The following is a 16,400-nucleotide window of genomic DNA, read 5'->3' as shown; positions in this document are numbered from 1 at the left end:
GTCGAACGAAGTACTCCCTTCCTTTTTAAATCAATGCATTTTCGATAAAAATCTAAACTACTTTAAATCAATTGGAGCTACTGCATAATTGTGTTAATTTGTATTGATTTTGATGCTGATAAGATAGCATCATTTTTGTGACATAAAATTGTAAACAATTTATAAAGTTACTAAACAGACCGTATAATTGTAAGACAGCTTCTTTAACGGTAGTGATTGAATTATAGTGCAATTTTTATGCAAAAGATATTTATGATCAGTTATTTTTTGTAAAGAAATTTTAGCATTCAAACAATGTTTGTTTTTCTCCCTAATTTATCAAAAAAAGACTATAATATTATCTTTTTACTAGGCGAAGAATATATGGATAAGATAAAAATTATTTTTTTTATAGTATCAGTGTTTTTTATTTTTAATTCATCTTTTGCAATTGAAAACAAAATTTCCTTCCCTGTGCTTTTGAAAAAGATACAACAAAGTGATCGCGATAATCGCCAATATGAGGTAATTGAATTGGCAAATCAAATGCGCGTACTATTGGTTTCTGATCCTAAAGCGGCAAAATCGTTAGGATCATTAGCATTACCTGTAGGTTCACTTCAAGATCCCAAAGATCAGCAAGGATTAGCTCACTACACAGAACATATGGTACTGATGGGATCGAAAAAGTATCCTCAACCGTCAAGTTTTACAGAATTTTTGGCGCGACATGCTGGTAACTATAACGCGTCTACTAGCGGTAATCGCACCGCATTTTTCTTTGAAGTTGAAAATGGTGTAATTAATACTGCGTTAGATTATTTAGCTGATGCGATTGCTGAGCCAATTTTTGATCCTAAATTTGCAGATAAAGAACGAAATGCCGTCAATGCAGAAATGACGATGTATCGCTCAAGTGATGGTTTTCGTATTCAGCAAGTTGATTCTGAAACAATTAACCCTGATCACCCAGCAGCACAATTTTCGGGAGGAAATTTAGAAACTTTAAGTGATAAAGATAATAGTAAATTACAAGATGAACTAGTTAACTTTCATGATAAATACTATTCAGCTAATATTATGGTGGGGGTTATTTACAGTAATCAATCCATTGAAAAATTGGAAACTTTAGCTGAATCTACTTACGGTCAAATTCCTAATAAAAATATAGTCGTTCCGCCAATTACCAAACCAGCGATTACTCAGGAGTTTACTGGTAAAGAAATTACCATGTTACCGGCTCAACCTAGAAAAATGTTGTCTTTAAAATTTCCGATTGAAAATGATATCGATAAATTTACTGATAAAACCAATGAGTACCTTATCTATTTAATTAGTAATAATAGTAAAAATACCTTAGCTGATCAGCTACAAAAACAAGGTTTGATTGAAGCTATTCAAGCAACTTGTGATAGTAAATATTATGGTAATAGTGGAACATTTAATATTAATGTCATTTTAACTGATGAAGGCTTGGCGCAAAAAGACAAGGTGATTGCAGCTATATTCAATTATTTACAATTAATTGAAAAACAGGGCGTTTCAGAAGCTTATTATGATGAGATAAAAAAAGTTTTTGCTTTATCCTTTAAGTATAAAGATGTTAACCGTGATATGTCTTATGTCGAATGGTTATCAGATCAGATGCTACTTTATCCGGTTAAAAATGTATTAGATGCGGATTATGTTGCGGAACATTTGAATAAAGAAGCTATCATCAATCGAATCAAAAATTTTACTCCTGACAATGCTAGAGTGTGGTTGATTGCCCCAAATCAAACTACCGATAAAACTGCATATTTTCTCAATGCGCCTTATAAAGTAGATAATATCAGTGATGAATTAAAAACAACGTGGACTAATTTAGCTAAAGATTTTTCGTTTACTTTGCCGGAATTAAATCCTTATATCCCAGATAATTTTAATATAATTCGTCAAAATAGCGATCAAATTCAACCAGCTACATTTAGTAAACGTGGTAATCATATTCATTTTGTTAGTCGTCATTTTAATAATGATCCTAAGGCTGTGATTGCAGTTTCTTTACGTAATAATCAGGCTTTTAAAGACGCAAAAACGTCGATTGCTTTTGAGTTACTTGATTACATCGTTAGTCGTGATTTAACGCAATTACAATTTCAAGCAGGTAATGCCGGAATGTCATTATCCACTGGTTCTGATAATGGTTTAATGATAACTGCTGCTGGTTTTAATCAACATTTACCAGAAATGGTATTGGCTATTCTTAATAGCTATCGTCAAGTGGCTATTGATGAACAAAGTTTAGCATTAGCTAAATCATGGTATCTGCAACGACTTGATGGGGCAGATCATTTTGAAAGTATTCGATTAGCGTCAGAGCCAGTTCTTGCATTATCTAAGTTGCCACACTATTTTGAACGAGATGAAAGACGACAAATTACAAATACTATCACTATTAGTGATGTTGAAGCTTATCGTGATAACTTGATGACTCAATCGATACCTTATATGATTAGTTTAGGTAATATTTCAAATGAAGATTCTTTGGATCTTTATCATGCAGTGCAAAAGACATTAAAACGCGATGTTGAATTTACTCCTTTGGATGATATAGCAATTAAAACTTCGTTTACAGCGAGAATCACCCAACAAGCGAAAAGTACCGATAGCGCGTTGTTAATGACTTATTTCCCAACTAATTATGATCCGACTAAAAGTCAAATGGTTGGCTATACATTAACTAGTATTATGTCACCATGGTTTTTTGATCAATTGCGGAGTCATGAACAATTGGGTTATCTTGTAGGTATTTTTCCATTTTTCATCGGTGAATCAGTCGGGCTGGGTTTTGCTGTGCAAACTAATCAGTGGGATCCTGCTTATCTATTACAACGTTATCAAGCTTTTTACCCAACAATGTTAAATAAATTAGATGCGTTAACTGATAAGGATATTGAAGAGTATAAAAGAAGCATCATTGATGAACAGACAATGCCGCCTCAATCATTAGATGAAGAGTTTGAACGTTTAATTTCAGATTATCGTTTATCACGTTTCCAATTTGATTCGCGTGATAAAAAAATAGAACTTCTTAAGAAAATCACTAAACAAGATTTAATTGATTTTTATAAAAGTACTGTTATTGACCAAAAAGGTTTAGTAATAGCATCACAAGTGATAGGAAAAACGGAAAAAGGAGAAAAAGAACCTGAAGCTATCACTGACTATACTGAATTTAAAAATGCATCATCATTACAAAATGAATTATTAAAATAAAAGACTCAAACACGCATTTAGTCTGAAATATCATTACATTAAATTGGCATTGTACCTACCATATGGTACACTGCCAAAATCCCAATAGTTTGAGTGTATTATGATTACTGGATCGATTGATTATTGTGCTATCGGACAGCGATTGCGGGCTTACCGTATCGCTGCTTCTCTCAGAGCTGAAGATGTTGCAGAAAGTCTTAAAATCTCTAGAGCTGCGGTTTACCGTTTAGAAAAAGGCGAAATTGTTAAAATAGAAACACTTGAACGGTTAGCCTCATTATTAGATACTTCATTTGCTAGTTTGCTAGGTATTGATACCGAATACTATTCTAGTGGTGATGGTTTTTTTGAACGTATGCGTCAATTAGAAGAACAATCTACGCACATCTATTCTCATTTTGATCCTTTTTCTTTTCTATTAACTTCACCCGATTACCTTTCCCATTTAGGTATGATGTTAAATGAGTCGAGTGAATCCATTGCCGCGCAACGATATGCAACATCATTATCGATTTTAAATGAGCGTAAGACACAATTTTATCAATCTCTACCAAAAGTGATTAATCTAATCAGTTTGCGTAATGTTGAGCGATTTTTGCATATTGGTTTGGTTGGTAATTTAACCATTTCCCCAGGTAAAAAGTCTGAAAGAATGTTGTTGGCTCGTAAAGAAATTTATCATTTGATCAAATTGATAGAAGACCAAGCTTATGCACCAACAATTGCGATTACAGAACAAGCTATCCCATCCATCGCTTTTCAAATATTTTATCAAAATGAAGAGGCCTTAGCATTGGCAATGAGTCCTTTTCGATTGGGTGAACTACCTAATATAACCACAGGGATTGCCTCAATAACATCTTCAGAAGATGCAATTAAGCGTTATCGCCACTTATTTGATAAGTTATGGCAAAATAGTGCGAAAGATTATAAAGCAATCGATCTATTAAAAACCACCTTAGAAAATTTTTAAAGAATATTAAAATTACTAAAGAGAGTCATTATGTTATCTTTGACATTACAACCGATAAAAAAATTTAGTGGTACCATTAATTTACCAGGTTCTAAAAGTGTATCAAATCGTGCATTATTATTATCTGCACTTAGTCAAGGCAAAACAAGATTAACTAATTTACTTGATAGTGATGATGTTCGCTATATGCTTGACGCTTTAAAAGCGTTGAATATCAAATATCATCTGTCAGATGACCGAACAATTTGTGATATAGAAGGGGTTGGCGGTAAATTACATTCTGCTCATCCATTAGAATTATTTTTAGGAAATGCAGGGACAGCTATGCGTCCTTTAGCAGCAGCACTTTGTTTAGCCGATAATAATATTGTATTAACAGGTGAACCTCGTATGAAAGAGCGTCCAATTGGTCATTTGGTCGATGCATTACGTCAAGGTGGCGCTAAAATTGATTATCTTGAAAATGAAGGTTATCCGCCACTTCATATCCATGGTGGTTTTACTGGAGGTAAGATTGCTGTAAATGGCTCAGTATCAAGTCAATTCTTAACTGCACTATTGATGGCAGCCCCTTTAGCTAGCAATGATACTGAAATTACTATTATTGGCGATCTAGTTTCTAAACCATATATTGATATTACAATAAAAATGATGGCAATATTTGGTGTATCGGTTATCAATAATCAATATCAGACATTTGTCATTAAAGCTAATCAAACTTATCAATCTCCTGGTAGCTATTTGGTAGAAGGTGATGCCTCTTCAGCATCTTATTTCTTAGCGGCAGCAGCAATTAAAGGCGGCACTGTTCGTGTTACTGGAGTTGGTAAAAAAAGTTTACAAGGTGATACTCAATTTGCTCATGTGCTGGAAAAAATGGGTGCCAAAATAACTTGGGCTGATGATTATATTGAGTGTTCTCGCGGTGAATTAAATGGTGTGGATATGGATATGAACCATATCCCTGATGCAGCGATGACAATTGCAACAACTGCACTCTTTGCTGATGGAACAACGACAATTCGAAATATTTACAATTGGCGAGTAAAAGAGACCGATCGCTTATCGGCTATGGCTAACGAATTGCGTAAAGTTGGTGCTACTGTTGAAGAAGGAGAGGATTATATTTCTATAACTCCTACTGCAAAACTCAACCATGCAGAAATCAAAACTTATAATGATCATCGTATGGCTATGTGTTTCTCATTAGTTGCACTTTCTGATACGCCGGTAACTATTTTAGATCCGAAGTGTACAATGAAAACATTCCCTGATTATTTTGAACAATTTAAACGATTAAGTGAAATATAACATGACAAAAAATATTCCTGTTATTGCTGTTGATGGGCCAAGTGGTGTAGGTAAGGGTACATTATGTCAAGCGTTAGCAAATCACTTCAACTGGCATCTTTTGGATTCAGGTGCTATCTATCGAGTGTTAGCGCTAGCAGCTTTAAAGAAAAATATTGCTTTAGATGATATTAATCAGCTAACTGAGCTCGCATTGAATTTGCCGTTAACATTTGATAGCAGTCATGATGAAGTCAAAGCATTGTTGGCAGGGGTTGATGTTTCAAAAGAGATTCGTACCGAACAAACTGGTGGAGCAGCTTCAAAAGTAGCTGCAATAAATGAAGTAAGAACAGCTTTATTACAGCGTCAACGTGATTTTCGACAATTGCCTGGATTAATTGCCGATGGCCGTGATATGGGTACAGTCGTGTTTAGCGATGCTCCCGTTAAAATATTTCTTGATGCTAGCGCTCAATCAAGAGCAGAAAGAAGAATGAAACAGTTGCAAGATAAACAAATTCATGCTAAATTCCCCGAAATTTTGCAGGAGATAACTGCGCGTGATGAGCGAGATCGAAATCGAGCGGTTGCGCCCTTAAAGCCTGCAGTTGACGCATTAATAATTGATACCACATCTCTCTCTATCGAAGATGTTTTTAATCAAGCTATTATGTATATAAAAGAAAAACTTGCGCTATAAGTTTATATTGTAAGTAAACTTATTGTGTGAACGAAGCTCCATTATAAGGATATAAGTGGAGTAACATAAACAACCCCACAAGACAGGATGTAATGTGGACGTTAATATTAATTTAAGTATATAAAATATGACTGAATCTTTTGCTCAACTCTTTGAAGAGTCTTTAAATCAACTAGACACTCGTTCTGGTAATATGATCCGTGGTACTGTCGTTGCAATCGACAAAGATGTTGTTTTAGTTGATGCTGGTTTAAAATCTGAATCAGCAATTCCAGTAGAGCAGTTTAAAAATGCCCAAGGTGAATTAGAAGTTCAAGTTGGCGACGTTGTTGACGTTGTTCTTGATTCTATTGAAGATGGCTTTGGCGAAACAATCTTATCTCGTGAAAAAGCTAAACGTCATGAAGCGTGGCTAACATTAGAAAAAGCAGTTGAAGATGCTGCAACAGTTTTAGGTGTTATCAATGGTAAAGTTAAAGGTGGCTTTACGGTTGATCTTAATGGCGTTCGTGCGTTCCTACCAGGTTCGCTTGTTGATGTTCGTCCATTACGCGATACTTCTCATATTGAAAATAGAGAGATCGAATTAAAAGTTATTAAATTAGATCAAAAACGCAACAACGTAGTTGTTTCACGTCGTGCAGTAATTGAATCTGAAAATAGCGCAGAAAGAGAACAACTTCTTGAAAATCTACAAGAAGGTTCTGAAGTTAAAGGTATTATCAAAAATCTTACTGATTACGGTGCATTCGTTGATCTTGGTGGGGTTGATGGTTTACTACATATCACTGATATGGCTTGGAAACGTGTTAAACACCCAAGTGAAGTGGTTGAAGTTGGTCAAGAACTACTTGTTAAAGTTCTTAAATTCGATAAAGACCGTTCACGCGTTTCTCTTGGCTTAAAACAATTAGGCGAAGATCCTTGGGTTTCAATTGCTAAACGTTACCCAGAAGGTACTAAAGTAACTGGTAAAGTAACTAACTTAACTGATTACGGTTGTTTCGTTGAAATCGAAACTGGTGTTGAAGGTTTAGTACACGTTTCTGAAATGGATTGGACTAACAAAAACATTCATCCATCTAAAGTAGTTAGCTTAGGTGATGAAGTTGAAGTTGTAGTTCTTGAAATTGATGAAGAACGTCGTCGTATTTCTCTTGGTCTTAAACAATGTAAACCAAATCCATGGTTACAATTTGCTGAATCACACAATAAAGGTGATAAAGTTAGCGGTAAGATCAAATCAATTACTGATTTCGGTATCTTCATCGGCTTAGATGGTGGTATTGATGGTCTAGTACATCTTTCTGATATTTCTTGGAATATGCCAGGTGAAGAAGCTGTTAAAGCTTATAAGAAAGGTGACGATATTGAAGCTGTTGTTCTACAAGTTGATGCTGACCGTGAACGTATCTCATTAGGTATCAAACAACTTGAAGACGATCCATTCAGCAGCTTTGCATCTAACTTCAAAAAAGGCGCAATTGTTAAAGGTAAAGTTACTGCAGTTGATGCTAAGGGTGCAACAGTTGAAATCGCTGACGGTATCGAAGGTTACTTAAAAGCACAAGATATTGCTCGTGAACGTGTTGAAGATGCAACTACTGCATTAAATGTTGGTGATGAAGTAGAAGCGAAAATCGTAAATATCGATCGTAAAACTCGTGCAATTTCACTATCTGTACGTGCTAAAGATGAAGCTGATGAAAAAGAAGCATTAGCAGCTGTAAATAATACTGCAACTCAAGAAGATGCATCATTTACTAACGCAATGGCTGAAGCATTTAAAGCAGCATCAAAAACTGAGTAAAAAATATTTATTCAAAGAGTAAAGAGGGCTTGCCCTCTTTTTCTTTTGTGGTATAAAATGAATAAAATATATACCACATAAAATAAATTAGGAGTGACCATGAACAGATCCGATTTAGCAGAAAGAATAGTCAACTGGCGGGCACACCTTCCTGTGCAACTTGTTGATGATGCTGTTAGAGACATTATTGAACAAATTGCTTTAGCGATGGAAAGTAATGATCGCGTTGAAATACGCGGTTTTGGTAGTTTTAGTCTTAACTACCGTGCACCACGTAAAGCTAGAAACCCTAGAACAGGAGGAAATGTTGAGGTTAAACACAAATATATTCCTCACTTTAAACCTGGGAAAGAGTTACGTGAACGTGTAAATAATGCAGCTAAAGCATAATTCCAATATAATTAATAAAATAGCCTTTGAGTAGAATCAAAGGCTTTTTTATTTGTTAATTAGATGAATGATTCTCAATAGAAACAGAAATAGTAATCTTTAAACTGGGATGTAGCTCTAAAATTAAAGATAAAATAATTCGTAGAAAGTTCGAACATATTAGATTGATTATTTAAACAATATTAATATGTAGAAATTGATGCGGCACTACGGTTCAATAGATTTAATGGCAATTGTGTTTACCTTAGGATGTGTGCCATTAATGTTTTTGTCATCATTGCCATCTGAAACGAGTTGGTTTGTTCTGGTTGGAGTATTGATTGTTATTATTTTAGTATGGTCAATACGACGTCATTACTATTTTTGTTTGATTGTTGTGTTTATATTAAGCTTTCTCTGGTCTACAGCAAATGCAAAACAATATTTAAGTCTAATTGAACCATATATTGACCAGACATTAGTCGTTACTGCAAAAGTTGAAACTATTAATACTCAAATTCACTCCCAAAAACAAACCAATCCATATTATGCAAAATTTTCCATTTTAAAAATTTCAGATCAGATTTTATCATCACCAGTACCTGTTATTATTTATTGGCAACAATCAGATTTAATTAAAGCAGGGCAAATTTGGCAATTAACCATAAAAACCAAAGTGACGCATAGTAATTTAAATGAAGGATCATTTGATAAACAACGTTTTGCGATTGCTAATCATACTTTGTTAAAAGCTAAAGTTATTAAATCAGTTCTACTCGAAAAAAAGTTTAATATTCGACAAAGTATTGCTGATAAATGTCTAGCTTATATTAATTTGTTTAGTTATCGAGGAATTTTATTAGCATTAGGATTTGGTGACCGTTCACAGATTTCTGATCATAATCGTTTAACTATGATGCAAACCGGTGTTGCTCATTTAATGGCAATTTCAGGAATGCATATTCTGTTAGTATTCTATATTAGTTATTTTTTGCTAAAAGGATTAGTGTTTTTTTTACCTCAACGCTATAGCCCTTTATTGTTACCCATATTAATTGGTTGGTTAATGACGTTATGTTATACATGGTTGATTGGTTTTAATCCTCCAGCATTACGTGCTATTTTAGCTTTATCAATTTGGATATATTTGCGCTATAAAAATAATCACATTAGCGCATGGCAGAAAATTAACCGTATTATAGCGTTATTATTAATTTTTGACCCACTAATGATACTATCTGAAAGTTTTTGGATGTCCTGTTATGCTGTGGTTAGCTTGATTTTTTTATTTGAATGGTTGCCACTAGCCAGCACGTTAAAAAATAAAAAACGATGGTATTTTATTAGATTATTACATTTACAATTTGGTTTAACATTATTATTGCTTCCTATCCAATTATTTATTTTTCATGGTATAAGTGTTGTTGCGTTGTTAACTAACTTAATTGCAATTCCCATTGTTTCGTTAATCACCTTTCCTGCGATTTTATTGGCATTATTATTTAGTTTAATGGACTGTTTCTACCTTGCTTTATGGTTATGGTTTGTTGCGCAAACTTCACTAGAATGGCTTTTTTATTGCTTAGAATATTTAAATATTTTATGGCTAAATATACCGGTCGATTTTTATTTGTTTAGTGGTATTGGTTGGATAACTATAATCATTATTCGGATAGAATTTTGGCGTCGTTTTAGCTTTACTATTGTGATTGTTATAACAATATTAGTTTCACCAATTTATAAACAACCCGATTATCTATGGAGAGTTGATATGTTGGATGTTGGGCATGGATTGGCGATTGTAATTCACAATGCTAAATCAGCTATTTTGTATGATACTGGCGCAAAATGGGAAGATAGTTCAGCTGCAGAGCAAGTAATTATCCCTTTTTTACAATGGAATAATCTGAACGTTGAAGGAATTATTATTAGCCACATTCATAATGATCATATCGGAGGCTTAAGCTATTTACAACAACGTTATCCTAATGCATGGTTAATGAGTTCATCTACTAGTTTGAGTAATGATTATAACTGTTTAGCTGATCATAATTTTTATTGGAAACATTTACGCTTTAATGTATTATGGCCGACCCAATTAGTGAGCGATCCGAATAACGGCGATTCATGTGTAATACAAATTACTGATGGTCAATTTTCAGTATTATTGACTGGCGATTTAGAACGTAAACAAGAATATGATTTAGTGGTTAAATATAAACGCAATCTACACTCAACCATTCTACAAACTCCGCATCATGGTAGTACTACTTCATCAAGTTATCCATTTTTAAATTATGTTAATCCCTCTAATGCACTAACTTCAGCATCACGTTATAACCCATGGCGATTGCCTTCCAATAAGATAACTAATCGTTATAAAGCGCTAAATATTAATTATTATATTACAGGCAAGGAAGGGCAGATTAGTCTATTTTTTTATCCAACATCATGGCAACAGAAAACTATGCGACAAGATATCAATCCAAGATGGTATCATGATTGGTTTGGTAGTTTATCATTTTATGAGTAAAATAGAATTATTGTTAATATGGTGTACAAATTATATATTCATTCACTATATAAAAATAAAATTATTGGAACTAGCGAGCATAATAAAGTTATGATTGAGAAATTATGGTATGGTAAAAATAAATCATTTTGGTTGTTGTTGCCATTTTCATTATTGTATGGATGTATTAGCTTTATTCGTCGTCAATTATACAAGTTTGGTATATTCAAAGCATGGCAATCTCCAATTCCCATTATTGTCATTGGTAATTTATCAGCAGGAGGTAATGGTAAAACACCTCTGGCAATTAGTTTAATTGAAGCTTTAAAGGCTAAAGGTCTGAAGGTTGGATTAGTCTCTCGTGGTTATGGTGGAAAATCCGACCATTATCCATTAATTTTAGATGAAAATACTACCACTGCGCAGGCTGGTGACGAACCAATTTTAATTTATCAACGAACTCAAGTACCAATTGCGGTCGCACCTAAGCGAGTCGAGGCAGTTAAAGAATTATTAAAATCATATCAATTAGATGTTGTTTTAACTGATGATGGTTTACAGCATTATGCATTAGCTCGTGATATTGAGATCGTAGTCGTTGATGGTAAGAGACTATTCGGAAACGGTTGGTGGATCCCAGCTGGCCCGATGAGAGAGCGAACAAATCGGTTGAAATCAGTAGACTTAATTATGATAAATGGTGACAGTTTAGGCGATATATCAAATCAGTATCCAGATAAAACTTATACTATGCAACTAACCCCTAGTTACGCGGTAAATCTACTGACTAATGAAAAAAGCCAGTTATCGGCATTACACCATATTTGTGCTATTGCTGGTATTAGTAATCCAAAGCGATTCTTCGATATGTTAATTAAAATGAATGCAGATTTGTTACATACTGAATCTTTTGCCGATCATCAAAATTTTAGCTTGCCATTATTAGAGAAAGTTGCTGCAAGTAATCAAACACTTTTAATGACCGAAAAAGATGCAGTGAAATGTCGACAATTTGCATTACCTAATTGGTGGTATTTACCAATTGATGCTACGATACCCAATCAGGCTATTGAAAAGATTTACTCACTATTTGTAGAAAGAAAATTACAAAGAGAAAAAAAATGAAACAACTGTTATTAAGTGCTATTGCTTGTCCTAAATGCCATGGACAATTGGAATATGATAAGCAACACCAACAATTAAATTGTCAAAAGGATCAGTTGGCTTACCCGATTAAAGATGGTATTCCGGTGTTATTAGCCAGTGAGGCAAAACCATTAAATCAATCTAATTGTGATAAAGAATAATTAAAGTTTTGAGGTAATTTTATGAGTTTTACAGTAATTATTCCTGCTAGATATGCTTCCAGCCGTTTACCAGGAAAACCACTTGCTGATATTCATGGCAAACCGATGATAATTCGAGTGATGGAACAAGCACAAAAATCATCGGCTAGTCGAGTCATCATTGCGACTGATAACCAACAAGTTTTTGATGTAGTGCAAAGTTATGGTGGTGAGGTCGTTTTAACGAGTGATAAGCATAACTCAGGAACTGAACGTTTAGCTGAAGTCATTAATACATTTCAACTGGCTGACGATGAAGTTATTGTAAACGTTCAAGGTGATGAACCATTAATTCCACCGATTATTATTGATCAAGTTGCTGATAATTTAGTGAAATACAAGACAGGAATGGCAACTTTAGCTGTGCCGATTGATTCTGTTGAAGAAGCATTTAATCCAGGTGCTGTAAAAGTGGTTATGGATAAAGATGGTTATGCACTCTATTTTTCACGGGCGACTATTCCGTGGGAGCGTGATCGTTTTGCTAAATTGAATGAACAAAATAAACTTGATTCGATTGGTGATTTTTACCTACGTCACATTGGTATTTATGCATATCGTGCGGGTTTTATTCGTCAATATATTCAATGGGCACCTTCTGCTTTAGAACAGATAGAAATGTTAGAACAATTAAGAGTTCTTTGGTATGGTGAGAAAATACATGTAGCGGTGGCCAAACAAGCTCCGGCTATAGGGGTTGATACCCAAGAGGATTTAGATAAAGTTAGAGCATTATTTTAGGAGTAAAATATGGCAAATTTTACTGGCTTTACTCAAGAAGGGTTAAATTTTTTACAAGATGCTTGGATTAACAATAGTAGAGTTTGGTTTGAAGAGAATAGATCAATTTATGACAATGATTTGATCAAACCTTTTCGATTATTGGTTGAGCAACTAACACCAACCATGCTTAAAATTGATGAATGGTTTGAAACACGTCCAGCTATAGGTAAAACAATTTCACGAATTCATCGTGATACGCGATTTTCTAAAGATAAGTCATTATACCGTAGTCGTTTATGGTTGACGTTTAAACGCCCTAATCGTGATTGGAAAGAAGCTCCAGCCTATTTTTTTGAAATTGGTCCAGATAGCTATAGATATGGTTTAGGTTATTATTGTGCTTCAAAACCTACTATGGATATCTTTAGAGAAGAAATATTAAATGACCCCTCTAAATTTTTGGCGGTAGTTAATTGTGTAAAGAAACCATTTGAATTAGTAGGGGAAATGTATAAAAGACCATTAATTAAAGATCAAGATGAAAAATTATCGACATGGTACAATCGAAAGAATATTGCTGTAATGGTAACCAATAATCATATAGAAGATGTCCTAAATGGTGATTTACCGAATAAACTTGCTAAAGGTTTTAAACAGCTTTTACCTCTATATGATTATTTGATGCGAGTAGAAATGATAAAAAATATCCCAAATCTATAGTTAATCAATACGCTAAAAATTTGTAATAAAAAAATAGCCTTCCTCAAATATTTGGGAAGTTTAATATTAATTCTTTAACACCATTTATAATAAATTGTGTACCAACACAGACCAGTAAAAAGCCCATTATTCTTGATGTGGCTTCTATACCACTTTTACCCATAAAGCGCATTATATTACCAGCACTACGCATACATAACCATAAAATAATACATAATAATAAAGGTACAAGTATTGACGAAGTATAAACAACCCAAGTCGATACATTATATCCACCACTTTTTACAGTGGAAGCCATACTGATTATCATAGCAATGGTTCCCGGCCCAGCAGTACTTGGCATTGCAAGTGGTACAAAAGCGATATTATTGGAAACTTCTTTCTTTTTTGCATCTGCTTCTAATGTTTTATGCGAGGGTTGTTGAGGAAAAAGCATTCTAAAACCGATAATGCCAACAATCATGCCTCCAGCGATACGTAAACCAGGGATAGATATACCGAATGTGCTCATGACCAATTGTCCACAATAAAATGAAACAATCATGATGATGAAAACATAAATACAAGTCATTTTTGACTGGTAATTACGTTCCTCATTGGTCATATCGCCAGATAGACCTAATAGCAGTACAACGGTAGTTAACGGATTAGTTAATGGAATAAACAGAATTAAACCAAAACCGACTGTTTGTATAAGTTCCAACATAACTTCAATCCAAATTGTAATAAAAGTTCTAATTAAGTATAGATGAAATATATAAAAAAGATACATTAAGTTAGGTGAAAACTAAATAAATATTAGCGCAGTACTGGTTAGTTATGAATCTTTATCTGAAGCCTTTATTTTAAACAATGGCGCTTTTAAGTTTTGTGCTAATAGAATGCCGATAAATGACATACCGCCACCAATTAAATGGTAACTACACAGTGTTTCATGCAAAAATAGTATTGAGATTATTGCAGTGATAACCGGTGTTAAATTTAAGAAAAGGGCGGTTTTATTTGCACCTAATTTTTTTATAGCTATAATCCAAACAAATGGTGCAATAATTGAAGCCGGTACACCTGCATAAATAACAAGCCAAACATTGTCAGAATTTACAGTTAAATTGTTACTCATTAAAAAGCCAGGTAATAACATTAATGTACCAAACAAAATTTGAACATAGACTGAGTGCCAATTTGTGATTTTCATTGTCCATTTTTTGGTTAATACCCCATAAAGCGCATAAGACAGGGCAGCCATTAACATTAAAATTTCACCTTGACCAATCCCAAGTTCGAGAAGCCTAGTTGGATCACCACCACTAATCAGCCAGATTAATCCAATAAAAGATAAAATACTGCCAATTAGCACCCCTTGAGTTGGTGGTGTTTTTAAAATGAATATGCTTAATAGGATAGTTAACAAAGGAATAATAGACATAATGATCCCCATCGTTAACACACTAATTGTTGCCGCGGCATAATAAGCAAGGCATTGATATAAAGCCATACCTAATAAACTAAGCACCATTAATTTAAGAGCTTGAGGATAGATTTGCGGTAAATTCTTAATAATTCCTCTTATAAAAAATAGGGTTAATAGAATAAGTGCTAAAAGCCAACGGTAGAAAGAGATAACCTCAGGTTCAATTGTGCCGACAGATAATTTATTGACAACTTGATTGCCAGCCCAAATAAATACTGCCATCAATGGATATAAATAAGCCATATATTTCTTATGTAAACAATAGTAAAAGTTATTCGATGTAGTTTAACTTGTCTTAATTTATAAATATCACTAAAATCAGACAAAAAGAGCTATTATAAGACAATATTTATATTATTTAATTACCATGAATTTAATTTTTTAAACTAATTTAAATGATAAGGAATCTAAAAGATTTATGTTTTTTCATGATGAAGCATTTAATGCAGAGACTGAATATTCTTCTCATCAGCATAATTGGGGGCAAATTATATGTGTTAAGTCAGGTATTTTTGTCTTGAAAGTTCAAGGGCAAAGATATTTGGCTCCGTCAGGATTTGCATTATGGATTCCGCCATATACCGAACACGCATGTCACAACAAAGAATTAACATGGTTTCGTACAATTAATATAACTAATTGCCAAATTATGCCTGATTACACTTGTTTGTTTGGTTTAAATAAAATCAGCCATGCTATTATTGATTCATTCTTTGAGCGAAATATTCTGGAGCCAGAAAATGAACAGGATCTTCGTTTAGGACAAGTGTTAATCGATCAGCTCTTAATGGAATCTAACCTCACATTCTATTTGCCAAGTTCGAACGATAAATATTTAGCTCCTATTTTAAAAGAGTTAGAATTAGATCCAGCTAATAATAAGACTCTTGAACAGTGGGCTCAAACAGTATTTACAACTGAACGAACCCTTGCAAGACGTTGCCAACAAAAATTAGGTATGTCATTTAGAATGTGGCGGCAACGGTTAAGATTTTTGTATAGTATCTCGCTTTTAAAACAAGATAAATCGATTCAAGATATCGCATTTTCTGTTGGTTATAGTTCAGTATCCGCTTTTATTACTATGTTTAAAAATATCGCAGGAGTTACACCTGATCTTTACCGTTCTAACACAGGTTTTAAGAAAAGTTAAACATAATAAGTTGTCATTATTTGCGAAAAGTATGAATGAATATGGATTGAAAAAAGGCGTAATTTATACGCCTATATAATATAGAATTGAATA

At 33.7% G+C, this 16,400-nt stretch carries 14 protein-coding genes; 12 read left to right on the top strand and 2 right to left on the bottom strand.

Features of this window, described 5'->3' with window-relative positions; translation table 11 throughout:
• Positions 1 to 363 precede the first annotated feature (363 nt).
• The 11 genes from ptrA (at position 364) to H3U96_RS02660 (ending at position 13,683) form a co-directional block, all read left to right on the top strand.
• The gene (gene ptrA, locus H3U96_RS02710; RefSeq protein ID WP_165755063.1) at positions 364 to 3,237 is read left to right on the top strand and encodes a pitrilysin; all 2,874 of its coding nucleotides are present in this window, start codon (positions 364 to 366) and stop codon (positions 3,235 to 3,237) included.
• A gap of 100 nt (positions 3,238 to 3,337) precedes the next feature.
• The gene (locus H3U96_RS02705; protein ID WP_086360436.1) at positions 3,338 to 4,210 is read left to right on the top strand and encodes a helix-turn-helix domain-containing protein; all 873 of its coding nucleotides are present in this window, start codon (positions 3,338 to 3,340) and stop codon (positions 4,208 to 4,210) included.
• Between the two features lie 27 nt (positions 4,211 to 4,237).
• On the top strand, positions 4,238 to 5,521 hold the full coding sequence (aroA, locus tag H3U96_RS02700) for a 3-phosphoshikimate 1-carboxyvinyltransferase (protein ID WP_086360437.1): 1,284 nt from the start codon (positions 4,238 to 4,240) through the stop codon (positions 5,519 to 5,521).
• 1 nt (position 5,522) lies between these two features.
• Positions 5,523 to 6,203 carry a (d)CMP kinase gene (cmk, locus tag H3U96_RS02695; RefSeq protein WP_034901979.1) on the top strand — a complete coding sequence of 227 codons (681 nt, stop codon included), beginning with the start codon at positions 5,523 to 5,525 and terminating at the stop codon, positions 6,201 to 6,203.
• A 127-nt stretch (positions 6,204 to 6,330) separates the two neighbouring features.
• Complete coding sequence (gene rpsA, locus H3U96_RS02690) at positions 6,331 to 8,013, top strand: 30S ribosomal protein S1 (RefSeq protein ID WP_034901981.1); 1,683 nt, start codon at positions 6,331 to 6,333, stop codon at positions 8,011 to 8,013.
• A 99-nt stretch (positions 8,014 to 8,112) separates the two neighbouring features.
• A complete protein-coding gene (gene ihfB / locus H3U96_RS02685; RefSeq protein ID WP_034901983.1) occupies positions 8,113 to 8,403 on the top strand; it encodes an integration host factor subunit beta in 291 nt (96 codons plus the stop codon).
• Positions 8,404 to 8,629: 226 nt separating this feature from the next.
• Positions 8,630 to 10,915, top strand: coding sequence for a DNA internalization-related competence protein ComEC/Rec2 (locus tag H3U96_RS02680; protein ID WP_165755064.1), 2,286 nt, complete (start codon positions 8,630 to 8,632; stop codon positions 10,913 to 10,915).
• A gap of 90 nt (positions 10,916 to 11,005) precedes the next feature.
• Positions 11,006 to 12,019, top strand: a complete 1,014-nt coding sequence (lpxK, locus tag H3U96_RS02675) for a tetraacyldisaccharide 4'-kinase (protein WP_086360444.1) — start codon at positions 11,006 to 11,008, stop codon at positions 12,017 to 12,019.
• Positions 12,016 to 12,201: a Trm112 family protein gene (locus tag H3U96_RS02670; RefSeq protein WP_086360439.1), complete on the top strand. Its 186-nt coding sequence runs from the start codon at positions 12,016 to 12,018 to the stop codon at positions 12,199 to 12,201. Before lpxK ends, H3U96_RS02670 begins: the two co-directional genes overlap by 4 nt.
• A gap of 21 nt (positions 12,202 to 12,222) precedes the next feature.
• On the top strand, positions 12,223 to 12,981 hold the full coding sequence (kdsB, locus tag H3U96_RS02665) for a 3-deoxy-manno-octulosonate cytidylyltransferase (protein WP_086360440.1): 759 nt from the start codon (positions 12,223 to 12,225) through the stop codon (positions 12,979 to 12,981).
• Between the two features lie 9 nt (positions 12,982 to 12,990).
• Positions 12,991 to 13,683, top strand: a complete 693-nt coding sequence (locus tag H3U96_RS02660) for a DUF2461 domain-containing protein (protein WP_065613315.1) — start codon at positions 12,991 to 12,993, stop codon at positions 13,681 to 13,683.
• A gap of 43 nt (positions 13,684 to 13,726) precedes the next feature.
• On the opposite strand, the gene H3U96_RS02655 is transcribed toward H3U96_RS02660, so the two are convergent.
• Entirely contained in the window at positions 13,727 to 14,389 is a 663-nt protein-coding gene (locus tag H3U96_RS02655; RefSeq protein ID WP_065579264.1) for a MarC family NAAT transporter, read from the bottom strand.
• A 111-nt stretch (positions 14,390 to 14,500) separates the two neighbouring features.
• Entirely contained in the window at positions 14,501 to 15,397 is an 897-nt protein-coding gene (locus H3U96_RS02650) for a DMT family transporter (protein ID WP_086360441.1), read from the bottom strand.
• Between the two features lie 175 nt (positions 15,398 to 15,572).
• On the opposite strand from H3U96_RS02650, the gene H3U96_RS02640 reads away from it, so the two are divergent.
• Complete coding sequence (locus tag H3U96_RS02640) at positions 15,573 to 16,307, top strand: AraC family transcriptional regulator (RefSeq protein WP_086360442.1); 735 nt, start codon at positions 15,573 to 15,575, stop codon at positions 16,305 to 16,307.
• The last annotated feature ends 93 nt before the right edge of the window (positions 16,308 to 16,400 follow it).

The organism is Gilliamella sp. M0364 (assembly GCF_016100565.1).
GTDB classification, from domain to species: Bacteria; Pseudomonadota; Gammaproteobacteria; order Enterobacterales; family Orbaceae; genus Gilliamella; species Gilliamella apis.
This window is presented reverse-complemented; position numbering and strand designations above follow the sequence as displayed.

Excerpts from the sequence above, each read along its gene's own strand:
- ptrA (WP_165755063.1), top strand. The coding sequence starts at position 364 with ATGGATAAGATAAAAATTATTTTTTTTATAGTATCAGTGTTTTTTATT.
- H3U96_RS02705 (WP_086360436.1), top strand. The coding sequence starts at position 3,338 with ATGATTACTGGATCGATTGATTATTGTGCTATCGGACAGCGATTGCGG.
- cmk (WP_034901979.1), top strand. The coding sequence starts at position 5,523 with ATGACAAAAAATATTCCTGTTATTGCTGTTGATGGGCCAAGTGGTGTA.
- rpsA (WP_034901981.1), top strand. The coding sequence starts at position 6,331 with ATGACTGAATCTTTTGCTCAACTCTTTGAAGAGTCTTTAAATCAACTA.
- ihfB (WP_034901983.1), top strand. The coding sequence starts at position 8,113 with ATGAACAGATCCGATTTAGCAGAAAGAATAGTCAACTGGCGGGCACAC.
- H3U96_RS02680 (WP_165755064.1), top strand. The coding sequence starts at position 8,630 with ATGGCAATTGTGTTTACCTTAGGATGTGTGCCATTAATGTTTTTGTCA.
- lpxK (WP_086360444.1), top strand. The coding sequence starts at position 11,006 with ATGATTGAGAAATTATGGTATGGTAAAAATAAATCATTTTGGTTGTTG.
- H3U96_RS02670 (WP_086360439.1), top strand. The coding sequence starts at position 12,016 with ATGAAACAACTGTTATTAAGTGCTATTGCTTGTCCTAAATGCCATGGA.
- kdsB (WP_086360440.1), top strand. The coding sequence starts at position 12,223 with ATGAGTTTTACAGTAATTATTCCTGCTAGATATGCTTCCAGCCGTTTA.
- H3U96_RS02660 (WP_065613315.1), top strand. The coding sequence starts at position 12,991 with ATGGCAAATTTTACTGGCTTTACTCAAGAAGGGTTAAATTTTTTACAA.
- H3U96_RS02655 (WP_065579264.1), bottom strand. The coding sequence starts at position 14,389 with ATGTTGGAACTTATACAAACAGTCGGTTTTGGTTTAATTCTGTTTATT.
- H3U96_RS02650 (WP_086360441.1), bottom strand. The coding sequence starts at position 15,397 with ATGGCTTATTTATATCCATTGATGGCAGTATTTATTTGGGCTGGCAAT.
- H3U96_RS02640 (WP_086360442.1), top strand. The coding sequence starts at position 15,573 with ATGTTTTTTCATGATGAAGCATTTAATGCAGAGACTGAATATTCTTCT.